The organism is uncultured Plantibacter sp., from assembly GCF_963518075.1.
GTDB classification, from domain to species: domain Bacteria; phylum Actinomycetota; class Actinomycetes; order Actinomycetales; family Microbacteriaceae; genus Plantibacter; species Plantibacter flavus_A.
In genome coordinates this window covers 15091-40097 of the sequence record NZ_CAUQHZ010000001.1, presented here as the reverse complement: position 1 = coordinate 40097, position 25007 = coordinate 15091, and the positions used below count along the sequence as shown (strand labels likewise).

The window sequence follows — 25007 nt, the reverse complement described above, 5'->3', positions numbered from 1 at the left end:
ACGACGATTCGCCTCACCTCACGGCATGCCGATGAGGCGCACCCGGCAGGCGAGTTCCGCGGCGAAGCGGACGTCGGGGTCGGCGAGGTCGAGTTCGAGCGACTGCTCGATGCGCCGGATCCGGTAGTTCACCGCGTTCGGGTGCAGGTTCAGTTCCGCTCCGGCACGCGCCAGCGAGTTGCGATGGCTGAGGTACGCGAGGAGCGTCCGCACCGAGATCGTGGCCCGCTCCGGTCCGAGGGCGTCGAGTGGCGAGAGGATGTCGTCGAGGAGCGTCCGGCTGAGCGGTGAGGCGTAGAAGTCGAGGAGCACCCGCCGCAGCCCGGTGACGTCCGTCGCCTCCATGGTGCCGAAGCGACCACCCGCGATGGCGGCCTCCGCAGCGACCCGCGCCTCGGTCGCCGACTGCCGGAGCCCCGCCGCCCCGCTCTGCGGCGTCCCGAGCCCGACGGTGAACGTCCACTCCGGCCCCGCGATCGTCGCGGCGTGCGCGACGATCCGCTCCATCACGTCGCGCAGGCGCCGCTGGTGGTCGGGTGCGCCGAGCTCCTCCGATGCGATGACGACGATCTCGTCGCGCCGCATCGCGAGGTGCCACTGCTCCTCGCGCTGGTCGACGAGTTGGAGGGCGAACAGTTCGACGGACGGCGCGAGGACCGTGGGCGCCCGACGGTCGGGATCGCTCGCGTGTTTCGGGGTCAGCCACGCCACCGCGTGCGACAGCTGCAACGGCAGCCCGGCGCGGACCGCGTCCATCGCGAAGCCGTCGATACGGGACGATTCCGCGAAGATCAGCTCGATGATGAGTTCCGCCCGCGAGCGAACCGAACCGAACCGTCCGTGCAGCTCCCGTTGCAGGGCGCGCGAGAGGACGGAGGCGATGACCGGGAGCGCGATCGCCGCCGCCGGGTCGTCACGCTCGGCGTGGACGCGGCCGATCGGGATCTCACCGATGCACACCGCGTCGGGTTCGAGCCAGCTGGCACTCGCATCCTCGACGAGCGTGACCGGCACCCCGAGCGTCGTGCTGGCGACCTCGAGGATCGCCTCCCGCACGCCGACACCCGACGCCTGCTCCGCTTCGGCCGCGGACGCGCTGATCACCCGTTGGATCGCGAACTCGGCGCGCGACATCGCCTCCTCGGCCCCGCCGCGGATGGTGCGGTCCATGAGCACGGCGAGGTCGGAGGCGATGCCCTCGCTCATGATGACCGGCAGACCACCGCGGTCCGCGAGGGCCCGTGAGGTCTCGGCGACCGGGAACGCACCGACGAACACGAGGCCGGCACAGCCCGCGGCGATGGCCCGGCGGATGGCGATGTCGACCTGGTACGGCCTCGGGACGGCGCCGTCGGGGGTCGTCACGATGGCGATGGAGTGCTCGGTCGCGTCGTTCAACTCGTCGAGCGCGAGGATCTCGACGCCGGTGACCGGCACGCCCGCGGGGGCACCGGCGACGCAACGGGCGCCGAGATGCTCGGCTTGGAGGATGACGTCCGCGACGGTGACTTGGGCCATGAGCACATTCTGCCCCGATTGTGTGGGCTGGGGGAACATTGTCGTGATTCCCGACCCTGCCTACGCTCGGTACATGTCAACGAACCACCCCGCTGCACGCTCCGCAGCGTCGGCCACGCCGATCACCAGCATCACCCTGGCCGACGTGCCGGCGCTCGCCGCAGGATGCGCCATCTTCGGCACCGGAGGCGGCGGCGCGGTGCAGACCCCGCAGCTCGGCGTCGAGATCGCCCTGGAGCGGTTCGGACCGGTCCCCGTCAAACAGGTCGCCGACCTCGACGCGGACGACGTGGTCGTCGCCATGTCCGGCATCGGTGCCCCTTCGGTGGGTTTCGAGATGCTCGGCGCGAGCGGCCAGGCCGAGATCATCGTCGAGGAGATCGAGCGACTCACGGGCAAGCGCATCACCACGATCATGGCGACGGAGATCGGCGGCAGCAACGGCATCGGGCCCGTCGGCTGGGCCGCGAGCCTCGGCCTCAGCATCCTCGACGCCGACGGCATGGGACGTGCCTTCCCGGAAGCGCCGATGACCGCGATGAACGTCGCGAACCTCCCGCCCGGGTACGCGGTCCTCAGCGACGTGATCGGCAACGTCTCGATCCTGCGGCCGGTCAGCCTCGCCTGGCTCGAGCGCCACGCCCGCGCCCTCACCGTGGCCAGCGGAGCGATCTCGATCGGCGCCAACTACGTCATGGACCGCGACACCGTCCGCGGCGCGGTCATCGAGGGCAGCGTCAGTCGCGCCGTGCAGGTCGGGCGACGGCTCCTCACCGCCACCGACCCCGTCGGCGCACTCACGGACGAACTCGGCGCATCCCTCATCACCGGCGGCAAGGTCGTCGACATCGAGCGCCGCACCGAGGGCGGGTTCACCCGCGGCTCCGTCACGGTCGAGGGGATCGGCGAGCACCGCGGTCGCCTCACCCGCGTGGAGATCCAGAACGAGAACCTCGTCGTCATGGAGGACGGAGCGGTCATCGTCAGCGTCCCCGACCTCGTCACGATCGTCGACTCCGAGACGGGCGACGCGATCTCCACCGAGATGCTGCGCTTCGGACAACGGGTGAGCGTCCTCGCCTGGGCGTGCGACCCACTGTGGCGCACCGAGCGCGGCCTCGAACTCGCCGGCCCGCGCGCGTTCGGCTACGACCTCGACTACGAGCCGTTCGGCGTGAGCGCCGACGAGACCATTGGAGCGACCCGATGAGCGCCGGCACCAGCACCGTCACCGACACCTCGGGTGAGCTCGCGATCGGCATCGACGTCGGCGGGACCAACACCGACGCCGTCGCGCTCTCGGGTACGGGCGAGGTCGTCTCGTGGACCAAGCAGCCCACCACCCGCGACGTCACCGGCGGCATCCGGGCGGCGCTCGCCGAGGTCCTCGACCAGCTCGGTGACGACCGGGGCCTCGTCACCCGCGTCATGCTCGGCACCACCCACGCGACGAACGCGATCGTCAACCGTCGCGACCTCGGACGAGTCGTCGTCATCCGGCTCGGCTCGCCCGCCGCCACCTCGCTCCCGCCGCTCGCCGGCTGGCCGCGGGAGCTGCGCGACGTCGTCCTCGCGGGGAGCATCCTCGCCGGCGGCGGCCACCTCGTCGACGGCTACCCGATCGCCCCGCTCGACCGCGACCTCATCCGCCGCGAGCTCGACGCCCTGGCCGGCACCTTCGACGCCGTCGCCGTCTGCGGTATCTTCAGCCCGTCGTTCCCCGAGCAGGAACTCGAGGTCGAGGCGCTCGTCCAGGACCACGTCGGGGTCGACATCCCGGTGTCGCTGAGCCACGAGATCGGCGCGCTCGGCCTGTTGGAGCGCGAGAACGCGACCGTCCTGAACGCGTCCCTCTACGCCGTCGCCCGCGACGTCACGAACGCGCTCACGACCGTCGTCGCCGAGGAGCGACTCGACGCGACCACCTACTTCGCCCAGAACGACGGCACGCTCATGGCCGTCGAGTACGCGGCGCGCTATCCAGTGCTCACGATCGGTTCCGGGCCGGCGAACTCCATCCGCGGTGCCGCGTTCCTCTCCGGTGCCGACAACGCGATCATCATCGACGTCGGCGGCACGACGAGCGACCTCGGCGTGCTCGTCGACCGGTTCCCCCGCGAGTCGACCCTGCCCCGCGAGGTCGGTGGCGTGCGGACGAACTTCCGCATGCCCGACATCCTGAGCGTCGGCCTCGGCGGCGGCACGATCGTCGACACCGCGACCGGTGTCCCGCGGCACGACTCCGTCGGCTACCGGCTCACCGAGGAGGCGCTGCTGTTCGGCGGCACCACCCCGACCCTCACCGACGCGGCCTCGCTCCAGTTCGGCATCGCCGACCGCGAGCTGCCGCCCCTCGACCGCGCCACCCGCCAGGCACTCGAGCACGCGCTCGGCGTCGCCCACGAACGCATCGAGTCCGCCGTGGAGCGCATGTCGCTCGGCCGCACCGGCCTCCCGCTCGTCGTCGTCGGCGGCGGAGGATTCCTCGTCCCGGACGCCGTCCTCGGCGCGAGCGAGGTCCTGCGCCCGGCGCGCGGCAACGTCGCCAACGCCGTGGGCGCGGCCATCGCGCTCGCCGGTGGGCGCTCCGATCAGCTCTGCGACTTCGCCGACCGCGCAGCCGCCATCGAGGAGGCAGGACGCTCCGCGATCGAGAAGGCGATCCAGGCCGGCGCAGACCCACGCTCGGTCGAGATCGTCGACGTGCTCGAGACCCCCGTCTCGTACGCCACCCGTCCCACCCTGAAGGTCTCCGTGAAGGCGGCGGGTCCGCTCGCCCGCATCGGAACGGCGACCCGACAGCGCATCTGACCCACCCCAGCACCAGCACAGCTCTCCACCAGCACCAGCACGGCACCTCACCCCATCTGATCCGGCCACCCGCGCACCACGGCCACCCGAGTACGAAGGATCCAGCATGAACAGCAAGCGGAAAGCCGCGGCGGCCCTCGCCACCGCGGCCCTCACCGCGGTGGCCCTCACCGCGTGCACCTCCTCGCAATCCTCCGATCCCTCCGGCGAGTACGTCTCCGGCGGCACCTTCGTCACCGCGATGAGCGGCGACCCCGGCAGCCTCGTCCCCATGACGGGCATCAGCCTCGAGGCCCGCGAGATCATCAGCTTCCACTACGAGTCGCTCGTGTACGTCAACGCCGACGGCGAGCTCCTGCCCTGGCTGGCCGAGAGCTGGGAGGAGGACGCGAGCTCCACCTCCATCACCTACACGCTCAAGGACGGCATCACCTGCGCGGACGGCACCCCGTTCACCGCGGAGACCGCCGCGGCGAACATCACCTACAACGCCGACCCGGCCAACGCGACCTTCTACTACGGCGCGCAGGTCTCCGAGCGGATGACCGCGACCGCCGACGGCAACCAGCTCACCGTCACGAGCTCGACGCCCGACCCGTTCATCCTCGCCAACACCGGCACCGTCGAGATGGTCTGCCAGGCCGGCCTCGACGACCCCGACTCCCTCGTCGAGACGATGAACGGCACCGGCCTCTTCACCCTCGACAAGGCGACCCCGGGTTCCAGCTACACCTTCACGAAGCGCGACGACTACACCTGGGGTCCCGAGGACGTCACGAGCGACACCAAGGGCCTGCCGGACACCTTCGAGGTCCGCGTCGTCACCGACCCCGGGACCGCCGCGAACCTGCTGCTCTCCGGTGACGTGAACGCCGCGAGCATCGGCGGCGCCGACCAGGACCGCGTCGAGGCGGCCGGTCTCGGCAGCGAGGGCGTGCGAAACCCGATCGGCGAGATGCTCTTCAACGAGCGTCCCGAGCGTCCCACCTCCGACCCGCTCGTCCGTGAGGCCCTCGTCACCGCGATCGACCGCGAGCAGGTCGGCGAGGTCGTCACCGACGGCACCGCCGAGGAATCGAAGTCGCTCGTCGTGAAGAGCCCCTACCTCTGCGTCGCCGACGGCCCGCAGTGGACGCTCCCCGAGACGGACGTCGAGAAGTCCGGCGAGCTGCTCGATGAGGCGGGCTGGAAGCTCGGTTCGGATGGCAAGCGGTCGAAGGACGGTGAGCCGCTGACGATCAAGTTCATCTACGACGCGGCCACCCCGAGCCACGCGGCAGCGGCCGAGCTCGTGCAGCAGACCTGGGACGAGCTGGGCGTCACGACGGAGCTCTCGGGCAACGACGCGAACGCCTGGTCCGAGCAGCTGTTCTCGACCTTCGACTGGGACACCGGCTTCGTGCAGATCGCTCCGGGCGGACCGGTCATCGTGAACACCTTCTTCGGTGGCGAGACCCCGGACAAGGGCGGCAACAACTTCATGTTCGTCGACAACCCGGAGTACGACGCGCTCGCCGAGCAGGCCAAGACGGCCAGCCCCGAGGAGACCTGCGACCTCTGGCAGCAGGCCGAGGCGAAGCTCATCGAGCGGACGGACGTGTTCCCGATCGCCGACGCGCAGGACTTCATGTACCTGAACGGCGCCGAGGTCGAGCGGCCGAACTTCATCCGCCCGACGAGCATCCGGATGGTCGGCTGATCATGGCGATCCCCTCGACCGTGACCACCGGGCAGGCCACCGACCCGGCCACGGTCCCCGGCGGCCCGGCGGTCGCGCGTCGAGGGGGTCGTGGCGTCCTCGGCGGACTCTCCCCGCGGACGTCCTTCATCCTCCGACGACTCGGCCGGGTGCTCGTCTCCCTCGCCATCGTCATCGTCGCGACGTTCCTGATCGTGCAGCTCGTGCCGGGCGACCCGGTGCGGGCTGCGCTCGGGAACAGTGCGACGCCGGAACTCGTCGAGCGGACGCGCGCCGACCTCGGCTTGAACGTGCCGGTGCCGGAGCAGTTCGTCAACTACGTCAGCGGACTGTTCCGCGGCGACTTCGGCACGGCGATCGGGTCGCAGCGGCCGGTCGCCGACACGATCGCGCAGCGCTTCCCGGTGACGCTCACCCTCGCGGTCGCGTCCTTCCTCCTCGCGGCGATCGGCGCCTTCCCCATCGGCGTCGCGACCGCGGTGTCCTCGCGCACCGGCCGCCGCCGACTCGCCGACCTCGGCGTCTCGGGTCTGCTCGGCGTGCTGATCGCCATCCCGAGCCTCCTGCTCGCCGTCGGTCTCATCGCCGTGTTCAGCATCGGGCTCAAGGTGCTCCCGGCCGCCGGCTGGGGAGGCTTCGACCAGGCGATCCTGCCGGTGGTGGCCCTCGCGGTCGGCCCGATGGCCTACCTGGCCCGCATCGTGCACGTGGAGATGCTGGCCGTCCTCGAGATGCCGTACATGACCACGGCACGGAGCAAGCGCCTCCCGACACACCTCGTCTACCTCCGGCACGCGCTGCCGAACATGGTGACGTCCACGCTCACGATCGGCGGCATCATCCTCACGGGTATGGTCGCCGGCACCGTGCTCATCGAGACGGTCTTCGCCATCCCCGGTCTCGGGACGAGCATCGTCTCGTCGATCACCTCGAAGGACTACCCGATGATCCAAGGCATCGTGCTCGTGTACGCGATCCTCGTCCTCGGTCTCAACCTCCTCATCGACATCGCGCTCGCGACGATCGATCCGCGCTCCTCGATCACGGAGGGCTGAGCTCATGAGCATCCGTCCGACCACCTCCAGTCCCACACCCTCACGCCGATCGCCGGTGCTCGACCGCCTCCGCACCCCGCGCGGCCTCACCGGCGCGATCGGCGCGCTCCTGATCATCGTGGTCGCGGTCGTCGGCCCGACCGTCTGGGGGTCCGCCGCCGACACGACGTCCGTGGCCGACCGCCTCGCCGGTGCGAGCCTGGCCCACCCCTTCGGCACCGACGAGCTCGGCCGGGACGTCTTCGCCCGGGTCATGGTCGCTACGCGGGTGTCCGTGCTCCTGACCCTCGGCGCCACGGCGATCTCGGTCGTCGGCGGCGTCGTGCTCGGGGCCGTCGCGACGGTCCTGCCTCGACCGCTCCGCCGACTCGTCACCGCCCTCATCGACATCCTGCTGTCGTTCCCGTGGCTCCTCATGGCGCTGTTCTTCTCGGTGATCTGGGGCGCGAGCGCCACCGGCGCGATGCTCGCCGTCGGGTTCGCCGGCGTGCCGACCTTCGCCCGCCTCACCTACACGCTCGCGTCGTCGCTCATCGGTCGCGACTACGTGAAGGCCGCGCGGATCGCGGGTGTCGGGCAGGCGGAGGTGCTCGTCCGGCACGTCATGCCGAACATGCTCCCGCCGATGCTCGTGAACGCAGCGGTCTCCGCCTCCGGCACGCTGCTCGCTTTCGCCGGCCTGTCCTTCCTCGGTCTCGGGGTCCAGGCGCCCGAGTACGACTGGGGGCGCCTCCTCGGCCTCGGGATCGCCCGCATCTACGGCAACCCGATGGCGGCGATCGGTCCCGGTATCGCGCTCGTCGTGTGCGGCGTCATCTTCACGCAGCTCGGCGAGCTCTGGAACGAGTCCTCGAAGCGGCTGCTCGGCCTGCCTGCGCCGGCGCGACGTCGCACCGCGGCTCCCGCGACCGCGTCGGCTGCGGCTGCGACCCCGGCCGACCAGGAGCCCGTCGTGCAGGTGCGCGACCTCCGCGTCGCCTTCCCGGACCGCGACGGCCGACTCGTCGAGCGCGTCCACGGCATCAGCCTCACGATCATGCCCGGCGAGGTCGTCGGTGTCGTCGGCGAGTCCGGATCGGGCAAGTCGGTGAGCGCGATGGCGATCGCCGCCCTCCTCGGGCCGGACTCCTCGGTACAGGCCTCGGAGCTGAGCTTCCGCGGGATCGACATGACCGCACCGCTCACGAAGGCCGAGCGCAGCCGCCTCGGTCTCGAGCTGGCCATGGTCTTCCAGGACCCGCTCACCTCGCTCAACCCCTCGCTCACGATCGGGAAGCAGCTCCGCGAGACCGTCGAGGTCCACGAGGGGCTGTCGACGGCCGAGTCCACGAAGCGTGCCGAGGCCGCGCTCGAGTCGGTGCGGATCCCGCTTCCGGCCAAGCGCCTGAAGCAGTTCCCGCACGAGCTGTCCGGCGGCATGCGCCAGCGGGCCATGATCGGCATGGGACTCATGGGCCGCCCGAAGCTGCTCATCGCCGACGAGCCCACGACGGCGCTCGACGTGACGGTGCAGCGTCAGGTCCTCCGGGTCCTCCACGAGGCGCAGGAGCAGACGGGCGCTGCGATCCTGCTCATCTCGCACGACATCGCCCTCGTCAGCGGGTTCTGCGACCGCATCCTCGTCATGAAGGACGGCCGCATCGTCGAATCGCTCGACGCCGACCGCCTCCACGAGGCGCGGCATCCGTACACCCGCGGGCTCATCGCCTGCGTCCCCGACATGACCTCCGACCGCACCATGCCGCTCCCGGTCATCGGTGCGATCGACGAGATCGACGAGGAGGACCCCCTGGTCCCTGCCCTTCGACAACCTCAGGATCCGGTTCTCGAAGGGCCCATCACCACCGAAGGACGGCGCGCATGACCGGTCTCGAATTCTCCGGCCTCACGGTCCGCTACGGCCACGGCGCGTCCGCGCACACCGCGGTCGACGGCTTCGACCTCACGGTCCGACCGGGCACGTCCCACGGGCTCGTGGGGGAGTCGGGCTCGGGCAAGTCGACGGTCGCCGCGGCCGCCGTCGGCCTTGTCATCCCGAGCGCCGGCGGCATCCGACTGAACGGCGCCGACATCGTGGGGCGCTCGTCCGCTGCCCGTCGCGCGCGTCGACGCGTGCAGCTCGTCTTCCAGGACCCGTACTCCGCGCTCGACCCGCGCATGCCGATCGGACTGTCGATCGCCGAGGGGTCCCGGGCGACGGGGCGCTCCTGGAGTCGCTCGGAGCAGCGGTCCCGGGTGGGTGAGCTGCTCGAGCGCGTGCACATCGACCCGGACCGGGCGAATGACCTGCCGTCGGCGTTCTCGGGTGGTCAGCGGCAGCGCATCACGATCGCCCGGGCGCTCGCGGCCGAACCGGAGGTCCTCATCGCCGACGAGATCACCTCGGCGCTCGACGTGTCGGTGCAGGGCGTCGTCCTCAACCTGCTGCGCGAGCTGCAGCGCGAGCTCGAACTCACGGTGCTGTTCATCTCCCACAACCTCGCCGTCGTGAACTACATGTGCGACACGGTGAGCGTCATGCAGGCCGGCCGGGTCGTCGAGGCGGGTCCGACGGCCACCGTCCTCGCTGCTCCCGAGGACGCCTACACCCGAGAACTCCTGGCCTCCGTGCCCGTGATGGGCCGTCGCATGACGTGGGACGAGGAGTAGCGGAGGGATTCCCGCTCCCGGTCACTGAGCCTGTCGAAGGGCGGGATCGGGGGGAACAGGTCAGTCCCGCTGCTTGCGCGGCAGGGTCTCCGGGAGGAACGCGATCCCGACGATGCCGATCGCGCTGAGCACCAGCAGGTACGCCGCCACGAACCACGGTGCCCCACCGCTCGCGGCGACGAGCGCGGTCGCGACGAGCGGGACCGTCCCGCCGACGAGGGCGGCCGGGATCTCGCGGGAGAGCGCGATGCCGCTCCAGCGCATCGAGGTCGGGAAGATCTCGGCGAGCAGCGCCCCCGAGGTGCCGATGGTGGCACCCTGGATGACGGCGAGGCCGAGGATCAGGCCCAGCGCGACGAGGGTCGACTGCTCCGTGTTGTAGAGCAGGAACATCGGGAACGCGTAGACCACACCGAAGATCGCGGCGCCCATGAGGACGGGCTTGCGACCGATGCGGTCGGCGAGGCGACCGAACAGCAGCGCCGTCGGGATGGTCAGGACCTCGGCGACGATGAGGCCGATGAGCGCCTCCGTCGGGTGCACACTCAGCGTGCCCGTGACGTACGACAGCGAGAACACCTGCACGACGTAGACCCATGGCAGGGCGAACGTGAACAGCGCCATGCCGCAGATGATCACGCGCCAGTGCGAGCGGATCGCGCCGGCCAGCGGAGCGGAGGTGACGGCACCGCGCTCCTCGGCGCTCTCGAACGCCTTCGTCTCCTTCACGCGCAGGCGGAAGTACAGGGCGAAGGCCACGATGACGACGCTCGCGAGGAACGGGATCCGCCAGCCCCAGCTCTGGAACTGCTCGATCGGCAGCGTGCTCACCACGGCGAAGACGGTGGTCGCGAGCGCCATGCCCACGTACACGGAGGCGCCGGGGAACGAGGCGGCGAACGCGCGGTGCTTCACGTCGGCGGACTCGCTCGCCATCGTGATCGCGCCCGCGAACTCGGCGCCCGAGCCCATGCCCTGGAAGATCCGCAGCACGATGAGCAGGATCGGTGCCCAGATGCCGATGGTCTCGGCGGTGGGGAGCAACCCGATGATCGTGGTCGCGACGCCCATGAAGAGGAGCGTGATGAGCAGCGTCGGTTTGCGCCCGAGCTTGTCGCCATAATGGGCGAAGATCAGGCCGCCGATCGGGCGGGCACCGAAGCCGACCGCGAAGCCGGCGAACGCGCCGAGCAGGCCGGCGAGGTCACCGGCGCCGGGGAAGAACAGCGGCGCGAACACGAGCGCGGAGGCCAGCCCGTAGAGGGTGAAGTCGTACCACTCGATGACGGTGCCGACCGAGCTGGCGAGAATGGCGCGGCGACGCTGCACCCGGGAGTCGAGGCCGTCGCGATCGATGTCGCTCTGGCCGACGGCGGTGGTGTCGGATCCGCGTGGGTCGCTCGCGCGCGCGCTCTGGATGGCCATGGCACTCCTTCGTGTTGGGCGCACCCGGACGGCCGGGACGCCTGACGAGGCTACCGGCCGTCTGGAGGCCCGGCCCATGTATGGTCGGCACACTCCGGAGCCGATCCGGTGCGTCGGGAGCACACGGGTGGGGCGCCCGAGGGCCGCCCCACCCCGTGCTCGCTACAGCGCCTTCGACTCGCGAAGGATCCCGGCGAGCGTCTCCATCTGCTTCGCCTGAGACGTGTAGTCGAGGGCGGCGGTGTTCCAGGAGTGGATCTGGCCGGCGACGAGCGCCGGGTGCGAGGCGAAGGTCGCCTGCGCCTCGAGGTCGCTCTGCTGGAAGCCCTCGACGTTGACGAGCAGGACGTCACCGGTCATCGCCTGGCCGGCGTTCTCCCAGCTGTAGATGTCCCAATAGTAGTAACCGTCCGGGTTCGCGTTCGTGTACTTCACGCCGAGTTCGCTGTACAGCTCCGTCTCCGGCTCGTCCTGCGGCTTGACGACGTAGATGCCGCTCGCGTCCGCGTACATCTGCGTGACCTCGAGGTCGGTCTCCTTCGCTGCGGCGGTCAGGTCCGCTGCTGCGGTGTCGTACTTCTCCTTCGCCGCGGCGATGGTGTCCTCGTCGGCTCCGAGCGCCTCGGACAGCTTGTTGAGCGAGGCGATGACGTCGGCACCCTTGCCGCCGACCTTGATGGCGACGACCGGGGCGATCTTCTCCAGCTGCTCCTGCTGCTCGACGTCGGCGACACCGTAGTACGGGCCCTTGAGGTCGAGCGTGCCGTCGCGATCGGTCGGGTAGATCCCGGTCACGATGAGGTCGGGTGCCGCCTCGGCGAGTGCCTCGAGGTCGATCTCGCCGTAGCTGTTGCCGACGATGGCCGTGTCGCCGAGGTCGTAGTCCGTGAAGCGCTTGTCGGTGGCGACGTCGACGCGACCGAAGACCGCGACGGGGTCGATGCCGTTGCCGTGCAGGCCGAGCGCGTAGTCGGCGAAGCTCGCGATGCGCTTGGGCTGCTCGTCGAGCTTGACCGTGGTGCCGGTGTCGTCGGTGTAGCTCCAGGCGCCGCTGCTGTCGGCGTCGGAGGCGGCGGTGGGGGAGCAGCCGGCGAGGCCGACCAGGGCGAGCGCGGGCACGAGCACGAGTGCGGCGCGGCGGAGGCGTGAAGAGATCGTCATGATACTTAGGGTAGCCGAACCTAAGTCACGAAACGATATCGGAATGCCCGATCGCCCGGATCACTCCGCGTCGAGGGCGATCGCGTCGTCGGGGTCGACCGGCACGATGAGTGGCGAACCGCTGCTCGGGTCGGGGATGACGATCGCGTCGAGGTCGAACGCCTCCCGGAGCACGGCCGGGGTGAGGACCTCCCAGGGCGTGCCGTCGGCGATGACCCGGCCGCCGCCGACGACGACGAGGCGGTCGGAGTAGCGACCGGCGAGCGTGAGGTCGTGCAGGACCATGACGACCGTCGCGCCACGTTCGCGGTTGATCGACCGCACGAGTCGGAGGACGTCGAGCTGGTGGCTGAGGTCGAGGAAGGTCGTCGGCTCGTCGAGCAGGATCGTTGGGGCCCGCTGCGCGAGGACCAGGGCGATCCAGGCGCGCTGCAACTGCCCGCCCGACAGGGAGGCCGTGTCGCGGTCGGCGAGGGTCTCGAGACCGGTGGCGGCGAGCGCCTCGTCGACGGCGATCGTGTCGGCGGGCGTCCACGGCTTGAGGAGGCTCTGGTGCGGGTGCCGGCCCCGCGAGACGAGGTCGCGGACGGTCGTCGCCGACGGCGTCAGGGGCTTCTGCGGCAGGATCGCCAGCCGGCGCGCGACCTCGCGGGTCGGGATCGACCGCACGCCGCGGCCGTCGAGCTCGACCGTGCCGGCGGTCGGGGTGAGCAGGCGACCGAACGCCTTGAGCAGCGTCGACTTGCCGCAGCCGTTGGCGCCGATGAGGGTCGTGACCTCGCCCGTCTCGATGCGGAGGTCGAGCCCCTCGAACACCACCGTCTGGTCGTAGGCCAGGGAGACGCCCCGAGCCTCGAGGGCGGGCGTCTGGCGCTCCTGCGCGGGCGATGCGGTCGTGGCGGGGTCGGTCATGCGGAGGTCTCCCGTTCCTTGCGGCGCGTCAGCAACCAGATGAGATAGGGCGCGCCGACGATCGCCGTGATGATGCCCACCGGGATCTCGCCCGGCAGGACACCACGGACGAGCGCGTCGCCGCCCGTGACGAAGACGGCGCCGAGCAGCGCGGAGGCGAGCAGCGGCGGGCGACCGGTGCGGGCCAGGCGGCGGGCGATCTGCGGCGCGACGAAGGCGACGAACTCGATCGGCCCCGCCGCGGACACGGCCGCGGCGACGAGCAGGACCGCGCACGCGATGACGACGATCCGATGCCGCTGGACCGCGACGCCGAGGCCGGTCGACAACTCGTCGCCGAGCTGGCTGATGTCGAGGCTGCTCGTCTGCAGGACCGCGATCGGCGTCAGGATCACCAGCGCGACGAGCACCGGCCACACGCTCGACCAGGAGATGCCCGAGAGGCTGCCGACGAGCCACTGTGCCGCCGCTGCCGCCTCGGTGATCTGCGCCCGGGCGATGAGGTAGCTCGTGATGCCACCGAGGGTCGCGGTGGCACCGATGCCGATGAGGATGAGTCGGAAGCTGTCGACGCCGCCGCGCCAGGACAGCGCGTAGACGGCGGCGGAGGTGACGAGGGCGCCGATCGCGGCCATGGCGGGCAAGCCCAGGCTGAGGGCGCCGGCCCCGACCGAGTAGCTGCCGCCGACCAGGACGATCGCTGCCACGGCCCCGAGCGCGGCACCCGAGGTGACACCGAGGATGTCCGGAGTGGCGAGCGGGTTGCGTGCGAAGGTCTGGGTCAGGGCCCCGGCGAGTCCGAGGGACGCACCGACGAGGAGGCCGCCGACGACCCGGGGGAGGCGGAGCTCGAACACGATGAGTTCCTGGCCGCCCGTCCCGCCACCGAGCAGGGTGGTGATCACGTCGGGGATCGTCAGGGACGACGAGCCGGCGACGATCCCGAGCAGGGTGAACGCCAGCGCGACGACGAGACAGGCGATCGTGACGCCGACGACCCGCCCTCGCCACAGGCGGCCGAAGAAGCGGCTGCCCTCGCGCACGGCGCTCACAGCTCCGCCATCCGTCCGCGGCGCACGATGGCGATGAACGCGACCCCACCCACGACGGTGAGGACGACGCCCACGGGCACCTCGGCGGTGCCGCCGATGAGTCGACCGATCACGTCGCACGCGAGCAGCACGCTCCCACCGACGAGTCCCGAGGCGGGGAGGAGCCAGCCGTGATGCCCGCCCACGAGGGTGCGCGCGATGTGCGGGGCGGTGAGTCCGACGAAGGCGATCGGGCCGGTCAGGGCCACGGCGGCGGCCGTGAGCAGGGTGATCGCGGCGAGCCCCACGAGTCGTGCGCGGATGAGGTTCTCGCCGAGGCCGTTCGCCAGCTCGGTCCCGAGCGCCAGGGCGTTCAGCGAGCGGATGTTGGCGACCGCGAACACGAGGCCGAGCCCGGCGAAGACCAGGGCCGCGTCGACGCCCGTGAGCGATCGGCCGGACAGTGAACCGACCACCCAGATGCGATAGGCGGCGAGCGTCGTCTCGTCGGACAGGACGAGGTACGAGGTCAGGGCGACGAGCAGGGCCGAGACGGCGGTGCCGGCGATCGCGAGCGGGACAGGACTCGACAGTCCGCGGCCGAGCGCGGCGACGGAGAACACGATGACGCTGGCGACGGTGGCGCCGAGCAGGGCGAGCCAGAGGGTCGTGATCACCGAGCTCGTGCCGAGCACGTAGACCCCGACGACGACCGCGAGGCTCGCGCCGGCGGAGACACCGAACAGGCCGGGGTCGGCGAGCGGGTTGCGGGTCTGCCCCTGCATGACGGCACCGGCGATGCCGAGACAGACGCCGACGAGGACGCCGAGCACCGTGCGCGGCACCCGCGACCCCCAGACGACGGCGCCGGTGTCCTGGGCGGGGTCGAACAGGGCGGTGAGGACGGCCACGGGACTGATGAGGTTGCTGCCGAGCATCAGGCTCGCGAGGGCGATGACGAGGAGCGCTACGGCCAGCGTGCCGACGGCGAGCGCGCGTCTCGATCGGAGGAGGGTCGCGCTGCGCATGGAGTTAGCCTAGCCTCACCTATCCCGGTCGCGATGCACGCCCGTCATCCGGGGCGAAGGAGGGGTGATCCATGGAACGGCGCGGGAGGTGTGCGGTTCACCCATGGGTGAGGCCTCCACCGCCCGATACCGTTGACCGGTACGGAGTACAGCGATCAGGAGGACACGAATGACCGAGCAGCCGTCGACCGGAGCCGACACCGAAGCGGTCCTCGCCGCCACGGAACGACTCGCCGTCCCGCCCGGCTCGCTCGAGGGCGTCGTGGTCCTCGACCTCTCCCGTGTCCTCGCCGGCCCCTACGCCGCATCGATGCTCGCCGACCTCGGCGCGACCGTCATCAAGATCGAGAACCCGAACGACCCCGACGTCTCCCGGGGCTTCCCGCCCTACCTGCGCGACGGCGACGAGGAGTTCAGCGGCTACTACGGCCAGTACAACCGCGGCAAGTTCGGTCTGGCGCTCGACCTCGCGAGCGACGCCGGCAAGGAGGTGCTGCGCGACCTCGTCGCGAGCGCCGACATCCTCGTCGAGAACTTCCGCCCGGGGACCATGGCCAAGCTCGGCCTGTCCTACGAGGCGCTCGCCGCCATCAACCCGAAGCTCGTGTACACCGCGATCTCCGGCTACGGACAGACGGGTTCGCGCAGCCGCCGCCCGGCGTTCGACAACACGGCGCAGGCCGCCGGCGGACTCTGGTCCATGAACGGCTACGCGGACCAGCCGCCCGTGCGCGTCGGCGTCACCATCGGCGACCTCTCCGCGACGATGTTCGGCGTCATCGGCACCCTCGCCGCCCTGCGGCACGCCGAGCGCACCGGCGTGGGCCAGCTCGTCGACGTCGCCCAGGTCGACAGCATCATCGCGATGACCGAGACCGCCGTCGTCGACTACACCGTCGACGGGACCGTCGCGTCGCCGTCCGGCAACGAACACGCCTGGGTCCGGCCCTACGAGCTGTTCCCCTGTGCCGACGGCCAGGTGTTCTTCGGCGCGTACACCGACAAGCTCTGGAAGGCGAGCTGCGAGCTGTTCGGCACGCCCGAGGCGATCGCCGACCCCGAGATCGACACCATGCGCAAACGCTTCGACGAGGAGGTCTACGCCCGTCGCGTCAAGCCGCTCGTCGTCTCCTGGTTCGCGGACCGCACCCGCGCCGAGCTCGAGGAGCTGGCCGGCGACGTCGTCCCGCTCACCGCCGTGAAGACCATCGGCGAGGTCGTCGACGACCCCGGGACGGCCGAACGCGACATGGTCGTCGAGACCGACTACGGCTCCTTCGGCACCCTCCGCTCCTTCGGCCAGCCGATCAAACTGAGCGCGACGCCCGCGACCACCGACCGCCCCGCGAACCACATGGGCGAGCACGCGGACGACGTGCTGACGGCGCTCGCCGGGTACGACGCCGACCGCATCGCCGCGTTGCGGTCCGACGGGGTGATCTGAGTGGGAGTCGTGGAGCGGACGGAGCAGCCTGCCGAACGCATGGCCGCGTTGCGGTCTGACGGGGTGATCTGAGTGGGGCTCGTCGAGCGGACAGAGCAGCTCGATCTCCGTCCCGCCTCCTGGTATCGCAGCACCTTCGCGACCGCGGCACCGGAACCGGTCCTCGGCGAGGAGCTCCCCGCCGGCTGGGAGGGCGTCCACTTCCCGTTCGAGACGCCGTTCGCGCAGCTCCGCGAGGACGGCTCACCCGCGGAGGACGGCGTGCTGCCGATCATCGACCTGCCGCGCCGCATGTACGCGGGGGAGGACACCGAGTTCTTGGCGCCGCTCCGCTACGGCGACGTGGTGACGCAGCGTACGAGCCTCGGTTCGCTCGTCGAGAAGCAGGGGCGGGCCGGCCGTCTGGTCTTCGCCGACCTCGTGCGTGAGTACCTCGTCGACGGCGAGGTCGCCGTCCGCAGCACCTGGCACGATGTGTTCCTCGAGGCGCAGCCCGCGGTGCCCTCCCCGCGGACGGCGGTGCCCGAGGTGGCCGCCGAGGACGTCGATCCCGACGCCGGAGCCGACTGGACCGTGACCCGGTCGCTCGACTCCCGCCAGCTGTTCCGCTTCTCGGCGGTCACGGGCAACACGCACCGCATCCACTATGACCGACAGTGGGCGCGTGAGGTCGAGGGGCTCGACGACCTCCTCGTGCACGGTCCGCTCACCCGCATCCTGGTGCTCGACGCCCTCACGGCGAACGCCGGTGGTCGTCGGCTCGCGTCGGTCCGCTTCCGGGCGAAGGCACCGGTGCTCGTCGACACGGCGTTCCGCATCGCGGGGACGGACGGCCCGGAGGGCACCTCGGTCGTCGTGCGTGCAGCCGACGGTACGGTCCTCGCCTCCGCCGACGCCGCTTGGCGCCCCTGACCACCGGGGTGCGTGCCGCCGGCTGCTGAGCGTTCCTCCGGTCACTGAGCCCTCCTCCATCGGTCACTGAGCCCTCCTCCATCGGTCACTGAGCTCGTCGAAGTGCTCACGGGGGACGTCGCCCTTCGACAGGCTCAGGGACCGGGGATGCGGTTCAGGGACCGGGGATGCGGTTCAGGGACCGGGGATGCGGCTCAGGGGCCGGGTTCGGGTGCTGAGAGGCCGGGCCGCGCCGCGCCGCGCCGCCTACGCGTCGATCACGAGCGTCGGCGTCAGCGACCTCGACACACACGGGTACATGATCATCGACGCGTCGTCGGTCGTCAGGGAGTCGCGATGCTCCGGCGTCCCGTCCACCACCTGCACGGCGCAGGAGCCGCAGACGCCCCGCATGCACGACCCGGCGACACCGACCCGCGCGGCCTGCATCGCCTGCAGCATCGTCTGCCCGGCGGGAACCTCGACGGTCCGCTCCGACCTCGCGCACTCGACGGTGAACGCCGTGTTCGGCAGGTAGGAGCGGGGCTTGGGCTCGAACCTCTCGAGGTGCAACCGGCAGCCCTCGGGCAGCGTCTCGGCCAGGTTCGTCAGGGTGTCGGTGAACCCGCGAGGCCCGCAGGCCGACACGTCGGTGCCCGGCTCGAGGCCCGCGAGGAGGCCGGCCAGGTCGAGACGGCCGCTCTCCGCGCTGACATAAATGCGCACGTGGTCGCCCAGAGCCTCGAGCTCCGGCGCGAACGCGACGTCCTCCCGGGTACGCACCGCGTAGACCAGGGTCCAATCGGCGTCGCCCGCGGCCAACCGACGCGCCATCGAGAGCAGCGGCGTGATCCCGATGCCGGCCGCGAGCAGCAGGTGCCGCTTCGCGTCCGAGAGTGGGAACAGGTTCCTTGGTGGCCGGATGAACACCTTCCGACCGACCTTGAGGAAGTTGTGGATGTAGTGCGAGGCACCCCGCGAGTGCTCCTCCCGCAGGACGGCGATCCGGTACCGGAACTCGTCCGCAGGATCACCACAGAGCGAGTACTGCCGTTCGTGGCGGGTGATGAGCTGCAGGTCGATATGCGCTCCGGGGTCCCACGGCGGGAGCCGGCGACCCTCCGGATCGGCGAGCACGACGCTGACGATCGTCGGTGTCTCGCGCACGATCTCCTGGACGATGAGCGGGGTCATGCCCGCGCGATTGCGCATCAGAAATCCCTCGTGTCGATGGCATCGCCGATCTGGAGATCCGGACCGGTCATGCCCGCGCGGTCGCGCATCAGGAAACCCTGCTGCTTCCAGCCATCAGTGCAGGCCCGTTGCTTCCAGCCATCAGTACAGGCTCTGGTTCCCGACGGCGACCGCCTCGTCGATGGCGTCGCCGACCTCGGTGCTCAGGCCCGACATGCTCGCCCAGATCCTGCCCGCGCTCGGCACCTCGGCCGCGAGCTCCTGCATCTCGGCGTCCCACAGCCCGCCGCGGAGCAGCGCCCGCCCGCAGTGCAGGTAGACCTCCTCGGTGCGCACGACGATCGCGAGCTGCGGCGTCACGTGGTCCTGCTCGAGCATGGCCATGAGCGCCGGGTCGTCGGTGACGGTGGCCGTGCCGTTGATCCGGAGGGTCTCACTCATGCCGGGGACGAAGCACAGCATGCCGATGTGGCCGTTCTGGACGATGTTCTGCAGGGAGTCGGCCAGGCGGTTGCCGAGGCGCTCCGGGATCACGAGCGTGCGGGTGTCGAGCGCCCGGACGAACCCCGGGTAGTCCCCGCGCGGCGAATTGTCGCACCGGCCGTCGGCGTCGGACGTCGCGATGGTGCAGAACGGCGAGTGGGCGAGGAAGGCGAGGCAGTTCTCGTCGAGCTCGTCCATGATCTTGGCCGTCGCCGCGGGATCCGGTTCACCGAGGGAGCGACGGATGGTGTCGACGTCGATCGACGCGAACGCGCTGGCCTGCATGGCGGACCCCTTCTCTGTCCCTCCGACCCTACGGTCGTCCTTCGCACGCCTCAATGGGCTGTCGGCACACGGTTCGCGGGTGTCCTGTGCCACCGACCCAGCCGCATCCATCATCCCGCCCCGGCTCATCGGCCGAAGGAGCGGCGGAACATCGCCTTCGCGCGCGCCGCGGTGTCGGCTCGATGTGAATTGGGAATGCGGGTGAGGGTCGCTCCCACCATCGAGATCGCCATGAGGATGTCGTCGGGCTCGACGTGGTCGGCGATGCGGTGCGCAGCCAATTCCTTCGCATGCAGGGCGTGCGCGAGGCGGTCGAGGCGGGTGCCGAGCGCGATCACGCGGGGGTCGTCGCCTTCGCCGAGGATCGCCTCGACGAAGGGCGAGGTGACGAGGGCCTGGTCGATCACGACGTCGAGCAGGCTGTCGAGGGTCGCATCGGGTCGCCCGGTGTGCTCCTCCAGCTCGCCGACGTTCTCGTCGAGCACCGCGAGGGCGAGGGAGAGTCGGTCGGGGAAGTGCCGGTACAGGCTGCCCTGTCCGACGCCGGCCCGCTTCGCGACCGCGCTGAGGGGAGCGCTGAAGCCGTCAGCGGCGAACACCTGACGCGCCGCGGCGACGAGCGCTCGGCGGTTCTCGGGGCCTGCGCTCGGGCCTCGGTTCGGCTTCGGGGGCGTGGACGACATCCCGGTAGCGTAACGCCGCGCGGCCGCTCCGGAGCACCCGACTGGGAGCCCGCCGTGAGGGCTGGTGGCCATGACCCGGACGGCGTAACGTGTACCGGACAATGATGTCCGGTATGGATCCAGGCCCACACGGTCCCGCCGCTCATCGCCCTCCCGAGAACGAAGGAACCCCCATGAGCGCCCTCACCGCCAACACCCCGATCGCCGCGTGGCTCGCCGACCCCACCGGTGGGCCGCTCATCCGCGGCCTCCTCACCCAGCTGGGCACCGAGGCATCGCAGCTCGCCCCGATCTCGGGCCTCCCGCTCCAGCAGCTCGTCGCCCTGAGTCAGGGCAAGCTGCCCCAGTCGCTCATCGACGACCTCGTGCTCGCCGCGAACGACGGCGTCGTACCCGTCGACGACGCGCCCCAGGGGTGGCAGGAGCGCATCACCGTGGGTCGGTTCGCCGGGAAGACCGTGATCGTCACCGGGGCCGCTTCCGGCATCGGCCGTGCCACGGCATCCCGCGTCGCGCGTGAGGGCGGCCGGGTCGTGGCCGTGGACCTCTTCGAGGACAAGCTCGCCGACCTCGCCTCGAGCCTGCCGGACGCCGACCTCGTCACAGTCGCCGGCGACATCACGAAGCAGGACGACATCGACGCGATCGTGGCTGCGGCGGGCGAGCGGATCGACGCGCTCGCCAACGTCGCCGGTATCAACGACGACTTCTCCCCGCTCCACGAGACCTCCGACGCGACCTGGGAGCGGGTGATGGGCGTGAACGTCACCGGTGCGTTCAAGCTGACCCGCGCCGTCCTGCCGTCGATGGTCGCGGCCGGATCCGGCTCGGTCGTCAACATCGCGTCCGAGGCCGGGCTGCGCGGCAACGCCTCGGGGAACGCCTACACGACCTCGAAGCACGCGGTCGTCGGCATGACCAAGAGCGCCGCCTTCATGTACGGACCGCACGGCGTCCGGGTCAACGCCGTCGCTCCGGGTGGTGTCGCCACGGGGATCCCCTTCCCGCCGCACGTCTCCGAGGCCGGCTCGGCGCGGCTCGGCCCGTTCCAGGCGGCGATCCCGACGATCGCGACCGCGGAGCAGCTCGCCGCGTCCATCACCTTCCTGCTGAGCGACGACGGAGTGAACGTCAACGGCGTCATCCTGCCGTCCGACGGCGGATGGTCGGTTCAGTAGCAGCCGTTGCACAGAACTTCAGCAATCGGTAAGAACCGCGATTCTTAACAGTCGCTCAGGGCGGGATGAACGCATTTCTGCTGCGAATCTTGAATCACACGGGCCCGCTCTGCGTCGCCCGTCACCTGCGAACGCTCTGAACGAGTACGGCCGGAACGATCGTTCGCACTGCGGTGACACCGCTCACAGGGCCCCACCGATCTTGGCGGAAGGTGGGGCCCTGCGCCGTGTCCGGCCTGCGATGGGCGGCGCGCGGACTCAGCGCGGGATCGGAGCGGCGAAGCGCCACGGCTGGGAGCGGATCGTCCCGACCGCCCGGGTGATCGCGCCCAGGGCGACGACGTCCGCGCCGAGTCGCGAGGCCCGCACGATCGGCGTCGGCGCGTAGGTCCCCTCGTCGAGCCAGGTCTGAGCCGCGGCGATGACGGGCGAGGCGACGCGGGCCACGCCGCCGGCGACGACGACCTCGTCCACGTCGAGCAGGCTGCCGAACAGGACGCACACCCGCCCGAGGCGTTCCCCGAGACGTTCGACGAGTCTGCCGGCGTAGGCGTCGCCCGAGGCGGCGGCGTCGATGACGCAGCCGACGTCGAGCGCGTCGACCGGTGTCCGTGCGAGGGGAGACGACGCCGGCACCGCACCGGATCGCTGATCCTCCTCCAGCCACGACCGTGCCGCACCGTCGAGGCCCTCCGGTGAACCGACGCCCTCGACCATGCCGAGCACGCGGAGTTCGCCCGCGCCGCCCGCCCCGCCGTGCAGCAGCACACCGTCGACGATGAGTCCCGCCCCGAAACTCGCCTCGGCCAGGAGGACGGCGATGGACTCGCGCGCCACCTCCCCGAGGGCGCGCTCGGCCGTGGCCGCGAGGTTGGCGTCGTTCTCGAGCACGACCTCGCCCCAGGGGCCGAGGCGGCTCGCGAAGTCGGGGTTCATCCGGGCCCAGTAGTCGTGATCGCCGCGCGGGGAGCGGCCGTGCGCGTCCACCGGTGCCGGGACGCCGACGGCGGTCACGAGCACCTGGCCCGGGGTCGCGCCGGCCTGCGCGGTCGCCTCCTCGACGACGGTCCGTGCGGTCGCGAGGCGGAGGTCTGGGTCCTCGTCCCCGCCCACGATGGGGCGTTCGGCCCGGCCGACGACCTCACCACGGAGCGTCGCGACGAGTGCTGCGACCCGGTGCTGCCCCACGTCGAGTCCGACCACGAACGCGGTGTCCGCGGCGAGTTCGTAGCGCCTGGCGGGTCGTCCCCGCCGGTAGTCACCGGCGGCCCGGGCGTCGTCGAGCTCACGGATCCAGCCGCGGTCGGCGAGGGCGTCGCAGGCGTTCAGCACGGTGGCGCGGGTCAGGCCGGTCCCGTCCATGACGTCGCTCGCCGTGAACGCACCGTGGTCGAAGGCGTAGGCGGCGACGAGTTCGACGCTCGCCCTGCCCGTCTCGATCCCCGGTTCGGCCATGGGGTGACTGTAGCAGGGTTGCATTACTAGATATGGCCGCTATATTTAGTGGCGAAGGTCGACCACCGCCGGTCACGACAGTGCTCGGCTCCGCACCCCGAAAGGAACCGTCCGAGCATGAGCACCAGTACCGCCCCGACCACAACAGACGCATCGGACCTCCGGGTCGGCGTCATCGGCCTCGGCTTCGCCGGGACCACGCACCTGGACGCCTTCACCGCGCTCCCCGGTGCCACCGTCGTCGCCCTGTCCGGCCAGGAACCGGCGCGCCTCGCCGAGCTGGCCGAGAGCCGCGGGGTCCCCGAGACCTACGCCGACTGGGAGGACCTCGTCGCCCGCGACGACCTCGACATCGTGTCGATCGGCGTGCCGAACGCCCTGCACCACCCGATCGCCGTGGCCGCGCTCCGAAGCGGCAAGCACGTCTTCTGCGAGAAGCCGCTCGCCACGACCGCCGACCTCGCCGCCGAGATGGTGGAGGCCGCGACCGCCGCCGACCGCGTCCTCGAGGTCGCCTACAACCACCGCCGCCGTGCCGACGTCGCCTACCTCGCGCGGTACCTCGCCGAGGAGCCGATCGGCCGCGTCTACCACTCGCGTGCCTCCTGGCTGCGTCGCCAGGGTGTGCCCGGTATCGACTCCTGGTTCACCAACAAGGCCGCGGCCGGCGGCGGGCCGCTCATCGACCTCGGGTCCCACGTCCTCGACATCGCGCTCTCGCTCCTCGGTGAGCCGCGCGTGACGCACGTGTCGGCCGTCGCGTACAACGAGCTGGGCCGCGCCGGCCGCGGTGGCTCCTCCGGCGGTGGTCCGGTCTCGAGCCGGTCCTCCCACGCCTTCGACGTCGAGGACTTCGCGTCCGCCCTCCTGCGGTTCGAAGACGGCGGCAGCCTGCACCTCGAGGCGTCGTGGGCCTCCTACTCGAAGGCGCACGAGGACATCTCGGTCGAACTGCTCGGCTCGGAGGGTGGCGTCCGCCTCCACGTCGACAACTACAACACCGAAGGAACGGTCACGATCTACCGTGACGTCGCCGGTGCGCCGACGATCGAACGACCCGCCGTGCAGGTCCCGGCCGGTCACCACCAGTCGGTCATCGCGGAGTTCCTCGACACCATCCGCGCGGGCGAGACCGCCGGCGGCGAACTCCGCTTCGCCGGTCACCACGGCGAGTACGCACTGCACCGCAGCCGCGTCATCGACGCCGCCTACGCCTCGGCCGCCGCCGGGCACGAACTGGAGGTCCCCGCATGAGCACCACGACGCCGATCCGCATCCGGGTCTGGAACGAGTTCGTCCACGAGTCCTGCGGTGACGCCGTGGTGCTGGGGCACTACCCCGACGGCATCCATGCCGTGATCGCGGCGGGCCTCGAGGAGTCGCTCGGGGACGCCGTGTCCGTCTCGACCGCGACCCTCCAGGATCCCGAGCACGGTCTCACCGAGGAGGTCCTCGCGAACACCGACGTCCTCTTCTGGTGGGGGCACATCGCCCACGACCAGGTCTCCGACGAGGTCGTCGAGCGGGTCGTCCGACACGTCCACGCCGGCATGGGCATCGTCGTGCTGCACTCCGGTCACTACTCGCGGGTCTTCCAACGCCTCATGGGGACGAGCTGCGCGCTCAAGTGGCGCAACGACGGCGAGCGCGAACTCGTCTGGACGGTGCTCCCGGACCACCCGATCGCACAGGGTGTCCCGCACCCGATCGTCATCGACCGCCAGGAGATGTACGGGGAGCACTTCGACATCCCGCGTCCCGACGAGGAGGTGTTCCTCTCCACCTTCGCCGGCGGCGAGGTCTTCCGGTCCGGTGTCGCCTACCACCGCGGGCGCGGGCGGGTGTTCTACTTCTCACCCGGTGACCAGGAGTACCCGGTCTACCACCACCCCGATATCCGCCGCGTACTGGCCAATGCTGCCGAATGGGCCCGTCCGACGATCGAGCGCACGCCGCCGACCGCGGACCAGCACCCACGGGACTGGTTCCTGGCCTGACCCGGATCGGGTGACACCGGGGGCTCCTGTCCGGTCCACTGCGACACCCGCAGGGGACCGGACAGGCACTTCCGGTGCGGGCGCCGTCGGGCCATGATGGGTTCCACG

Annotated in this window: 21 protein-coding genes; 11 read left to right on the top strand and 10 right to left on the bottom strand. The window is 71.0% G+C overall.

Annotated elements, in window-relative coordinates:
* Nucleotides 1-18: 18 nt before the first annotated feature.
* The gene (locus RWN05_RS00210; protein WP_064296015.1) at nt 19-1518 is read right to left on the bottom strand and encodes a CdaR family transcriptional regulator; all 1500 of its coding nucleotides are present in this window, start codon (nt 1516-1518) and stop codon (nt 19-21) included.
* A gap of 73 nt (nt 1519-1591) precedes the next feature.
* Here RWN05_RS00210 and RWN05_RS00205 point away from each other — a divergent pair, with 73 nt between their 5' ends.
* The 6 genes from RWN05_RS00205 to RWN05_RS00180 all read left to right on the top strand — a co-directional run bounded on the left by RWN05_RS00205 (nt 1592) and on the right by RWN05_RS00180 (nt 9732).
* Nucleotides 1592-2728: a DUF917 domain-containing protein gene (locus RWN05_RS00205; protein WP_314137753.1), complete on the top strand. Its 1137-nt coding sequence runs from the start codon at nt 1592-1594 to the stop codon at nt 2726-2728.
* On the top strand, nt 2725-4329 hold the full coding sequence (locus RWN05_RS00200; protein WP_064296013.1) for a hydantoinase/oxoprolinase N-terminal domain-containing protein: 1605 nt from the start codon (nt 2725-2727) through the stop codon (nt 4327-4329). Before RWN05_RS00205 ends, RWN05_RS00200 begins: the two co-directional genes overlap by 4 nt.
* Before the next feature lie 106 nt (nt 4330-4435).
* Entirely contained in the window at nt 4436-6028 is a 1593-nt protein-coding gene (locus tag RWN05_RS00195) for an ABC transporter substrate-binding protein (RefSeq protein ID WP_071261723.1), read from the top strand.
* A 2-nt stretch (nt 6029-6030) separates the two neighbouring features.
* On the top strand, nt 6031-7083 hold the full coding sequence (locus tag RWN05_RS00190; RefSeq protein ID WP_314137752.1) for an ABC transporter permease: 1053 nt from the start codon (nt 6031-6033) through the stop codon (nt 7081-7083).
* A 4-nt stretch (nt 7084-7087) separates the two neighbouring features.
* Nucleotides 7088-8947, top strand: a complete 1860-nt coding sequence (locus tag RWN05_RS00185) for a dipeptide/oligopeptide/nickel ABC transporter permease/ATP-binding protein (protein ID WP_314137751.1) — start codon at nt 7088-7090, stop codon at nt 8945-8947.
* Nucleotides 8944-9732 (top strand): ABC transporter ATP-binding protein, encoded by a 789-nt coding sequence (locus RWN05_RS00180; RefSeq protein ID WP_085512081.1) that lies wholly within the window; start codon nt 8944-8946, stop codon nt 9730-9732. The genes RWN05_RS00185 and RWN05_RS00180 overlap by 4 nt, the downstream gene beginning before the upstream one ends.
* Nucleotides 9733-9792: 60 nt before the next feature.
* On the opposite strand, the gene RWN05_RS00175 is transcribed toward RWN05_RS00180, so the two are convergent.
* From RWN05_RS00175 to RWN05_RS00155, 5 genes are all read right to left on the bottom strand, one after another.
* Nucleotides 9793-11157, bottom strand: coding sequence for an MFS transporter (locus tag RWN05_RS00175; protein WP_314137750.1), 1365 nt, complete (start codon nt 11155-11157; stop codon nt 9793-9795).
* A 162-nt stretch (nt 11158-11319) separates the two neighbouring features.
* Complete coding sequence (locus RWN05_RS00170) at nt 11320-12318, bottom strand: ABC transporter substrate-binding protein (RefSeq protein ID WP_314137749.1); 999 nt, start codon at nt 12316-12318, stop codon at nt 11320-11322.
* Between the two features lie 60 nt (nt 12319-12378).
* Nucleotides 12379-13230, bottom strand: coding sequence for an ABC transporter ATP-binding protein (locus tag RWN05_RS00165; protein WP_314137748.1), 852 nt, complete (start codon nt 13228-13230; stop codon nt 12379-12381).
* Nucleotides 13227-14282 (bottom strand): iron ABC transporter permease, encoded by a 1056-nt coding sequence (locus tag RWN05_RS00160; protein ID WP_314137747.1) that lies wholly within the window; start codon nt 14280-14282, stop codon nt 13227-13229. Before RWN05_RS00160 ends, RWN05_RS00165 begins: the two co-directional genes overlap by 4 nt.
* Nucleotides 14279-15289, bottom strand: a complete 1011-nt coding sequence (locus RWN05_RS00155) for an iron ABC transporter permease (RefSeq protein ID WP_064297045.1) — start codon at nt 15287-15289, stop codon at nt 14279-14281. The genes RWN05_RS00160 and RWN05_RS00155 overlap by 4 nt, the downstream gene beginning before the upstream one ends.
* Nucleotides 15290-15458: 169 nt before the next feature.
* Here RWN05_RS00155 and RWN05_RS00150 point away from each other — a divergent pair, with 169 nt between their 5' ends.
* Nucleotides 15459-16733 carry a CoA transferase gene (locus tag RWN05_RS00150; protein WP_314137746.1) on the top strand — a complete coding sequence of 425 codons (1275 nt, stop codon included), beginning with the start codon at nt 15459-15461 and terminating at the stop codon, nt 16731-16733.
* A 72-nt stretch (nt 16734-16805) separates the two neighbouring features.
* Nucleotides 16806-17645: a MaoC family dehydratase N-terminal domain-containing protein gene (locus tag RWN05_RS00145; RefSeq protein ID WP_314137745.1), complete on the top strand. Its 840-nt coding sequence runs from the start codon at nt 16806-16808 to the stop codon at nt 17643-17645.
* Between the two features lie 246 nt (nt 17646-17891).
* Here RWN05_RS00145 and RWN05_RS00140 read toward each other — a convergent pair whose 3' ends face one another.
* From RWN05_RS00140 to RWN05_RS00130, 3 genes are all read right to left on the bottom strand, one after another.
* Nucleotides 17892-18836 (bottom strand): PDR/VanB family oxidoreductase, encoded by a 945-nt coding sequence (locus RWN05_RS00140; RefSeq protein ID WP_314137744.1) that lies wholly within the window; start codon nt 18834-18836, stop codon nt 17892-17894.
* A gap of 123 nt (nt 18837-18959) precedes the next feature.
* Complete coding sequence (locus tag RWN05_RS00135) at nt 18960-19586, bottom strand: MSMEG_1061 family FMN-dependent PPOX-type flavoprotein (RefSeq protein ID WP_071261734.1); 627 nt, start codon at nt 19584-19586, stop codon at nt 18960-18962.
* A 125-nt stretch (nt 19587-19711) separates the two neighbouring features.
* Nucleotides 19712-20269 (bottom strand): helix-turn-helix domain-containing protein, encoded by a 558-nt coding sequence (locus RWN05_RS00130; RefSeq protein ID WP_314137743.1) that lies wholly within the window; start codon nt 20267-20269, stop codon nt 19712-19714.
* A 173-nt stretch (nt 20270-20442) separates the two neighbouring features.
* Here RWN05_RS00130 and RWN05_RS00125 point away from each other — a divergent pair, with 173 nt between their 5' ends.
* Entirely contained in the window at nt 20443-21447 is a 1005-nt protein-coding gene (locus RWN05_RS00125; RefSeq protein ID WP_314137742.1) for an SDR family NAD(P)-dependent oxidoreductase, read from the top strand.
* Between the two features lie 258 nt (nt 21448-21705).
* On the opposite strand, the gene RWN05_RS00120 is transcribed toward RWN05_RS00125, so the two are convergent.
* Nucleotides 21706-22902, bottom strand: a complete 1197-nt coding sequence (locus RWN05_RS00120) for an ROK family protein (protein WP_314137741.1) — start codon at nt 22900-22902, stop codon at nt 21706-21708.
* 117 nt (nt 22903-23019) lie between these two features.
* Here RWN05_RS00120 and RWN05_RS00115 point away from each other — a divergent pair, with 117 nt between their 5' ends.
* Both RWN05_RS00115 and RWN05_RS00110 read left to right on the top strand, forming a co-directional pair.
* Nucleotides 23020-24156, top strand: coding sequence for a Gfo/Idh/MocA family protein (locus tag RWN05_RS00115; protein WP_071261738.1), 1137 nt, complete (start codon nt 23020-23022; stop codon nt 24154-24156).
* Nucleotides 24153-24899 carry a ThuA domain-containing protein gene (locus RWN05_RS00110; RefSeq protein ID WP_314137740.1) on the top strand — a complete coding sequence of 249 codons (747 nt, stop codon included), beginning with the start codon at nt 24153-24155 and terminating at the stop codon, nt 24897-24899. Before RWN05_RS00115 ends, RWN05_RS00110 begins: the two co-directional genes overlap by 4 nt.
* The last annotated feature ends 108 nt before the right edge of the window (nt 24900-25007 follow it).

Excerpts from the sequence above, each read along its gene's own strand:
- RWN05_RS00210 (WP_064296015.1), bottom strand. The coding sequence starts at position 1,518 with ATGGCCCAAGTCACCGTCGCGGACGTCATCCTCCAAGCCGAGCATCTC.
- RWN05_RS00205 (WP_314137753.1), top strand. The coding sequence starts at position 1,592 with ATGTCAACGAACCACCCCGCTGCACGCTCCGCAGCGTCGGCCACGCCG.
- RWN05_RS00200 (WP_064296013.1), top strand. The coding sequence starts at position 2,725 with ATGAGCGCCGGCACCAGCACCGTCACCGACACCTCGGGTGAGCTCGCG.
- RWN05_RS00195 (WP_071261723.1), top strand. The coding sequence starts at position 4,436 with ATGAACAGCAAGCGGAAAGCCGCGGCGGCCCTCGCCACCGCGGCCCTC.
- RWN05_RS00190 (WP_314137752.1), top strand. The coding sequence starts at position 6,031 with ATGGCGATCCCCTCGACCGTGACCACCGGGCAGGCCACCGACCCGGCC.
- RWN05_RS00185 (WP_314137751.1), top strand. The coding sequence starts at position 7,088 with ATGAGCATCCGTCCGACCACCTCCAGTCCCACACCCTCACGCCGATCG.
- RWN05_RS00180 (WP_085512081.1), top strand. The coding sequence starts at position 8,944 with ATGACCGGTCTCGAATTCTCCGGCCTCACGGTCCGCTACGGCCACGGC.
- RWN05_RS00175 (WP_314137750.1), bottom strand. The coding sequence starts at position 11,157 with ATGGCCATCCAGAGCGCGCGCGCGAGCGACCCACGCGGATCCGACACC.
- RWN05_RS00170 (WP_314137749.1), bottom strand. The coding sequence starts at position 12,318 with ATGACGATCTCTTCACGCCTCCGCCGCGCCGCACTCGTGCTCGTGCCC.
- RWN05_RS00165 (WP_314137748.1), bottom strand. The coding sequence starts at position 13,230 with ATGACCGACCCCGCCACGACCGCATCGCCCGCGCAGGAGCGCCAGACG.
- RWN05_RS00155 (WP_064297045.1), bottom strand. The coding sequence starts at position 15,289 with ATGCGCAGCGCGACCCTCCTCCGATCGAGACGCGCGCTCGCCGTCGGC.
- RWN05_RS00150 (WP_314137746.1), top strand. The coding sequence starts at position 15,459 with ATGACCGAGCAGCCGTCGACCGGAGCCGACACCGAAGCGGTCCTCGCC.
- RWN05_RS00140 (WP_314137744.1), bottom strand. The coding sequence starts at position 18,836 with ATGCGCAATCGCGCGGGCATGACCCCGCTCATCGTCCAGGAGATCGTG.
- RWN05_RS00135 (WP_071261734.1), bottom strand. The coding sequence starts at position 19,586 with ATGCAGGCCAGCGCGTTCGCGTCGATCGACGTCGACACCATCCGTCGC.
- RWN05_RS00130 (WP_314137743.1), bottom strand. The coding sequence starts at position 20,269 with ATGTCGTCCACGCCCCCGAAGCCGAACCGAGGCCCGAGCGCAGGCCCC.
- RWN05_RS00125 (WP_314137742.1), top strand. The coding sequence starts at position 20,443 with ATGAGCGCCCTCACCGCCAACACCCCGATCGCCGCGTGGCTCGCCGAC.
- RWN05_RS00120 (WP_314137741.1), bottom strand. The coding sequence starts at position 22,902 with ATGGCCGAACCGGGGATCGAGACGGGCAGGGCGAGCGTCGAACTCGTC.
- RWN05_RS00115 (WP_071261738.1), top strand. The coding sequence starts at position 23,020 with ATGAGCACCAGTACCGCCCCGACCACAACAGACGCATCGGACCTCCGG.
- RWN05_RS00110 (WP_314137740.1), top strand. The coding sequence starts at position 24,153 with ATGAGCACCACGACGCCGATCCGCATCCGGGTCTGGAACGAGTTCGTC.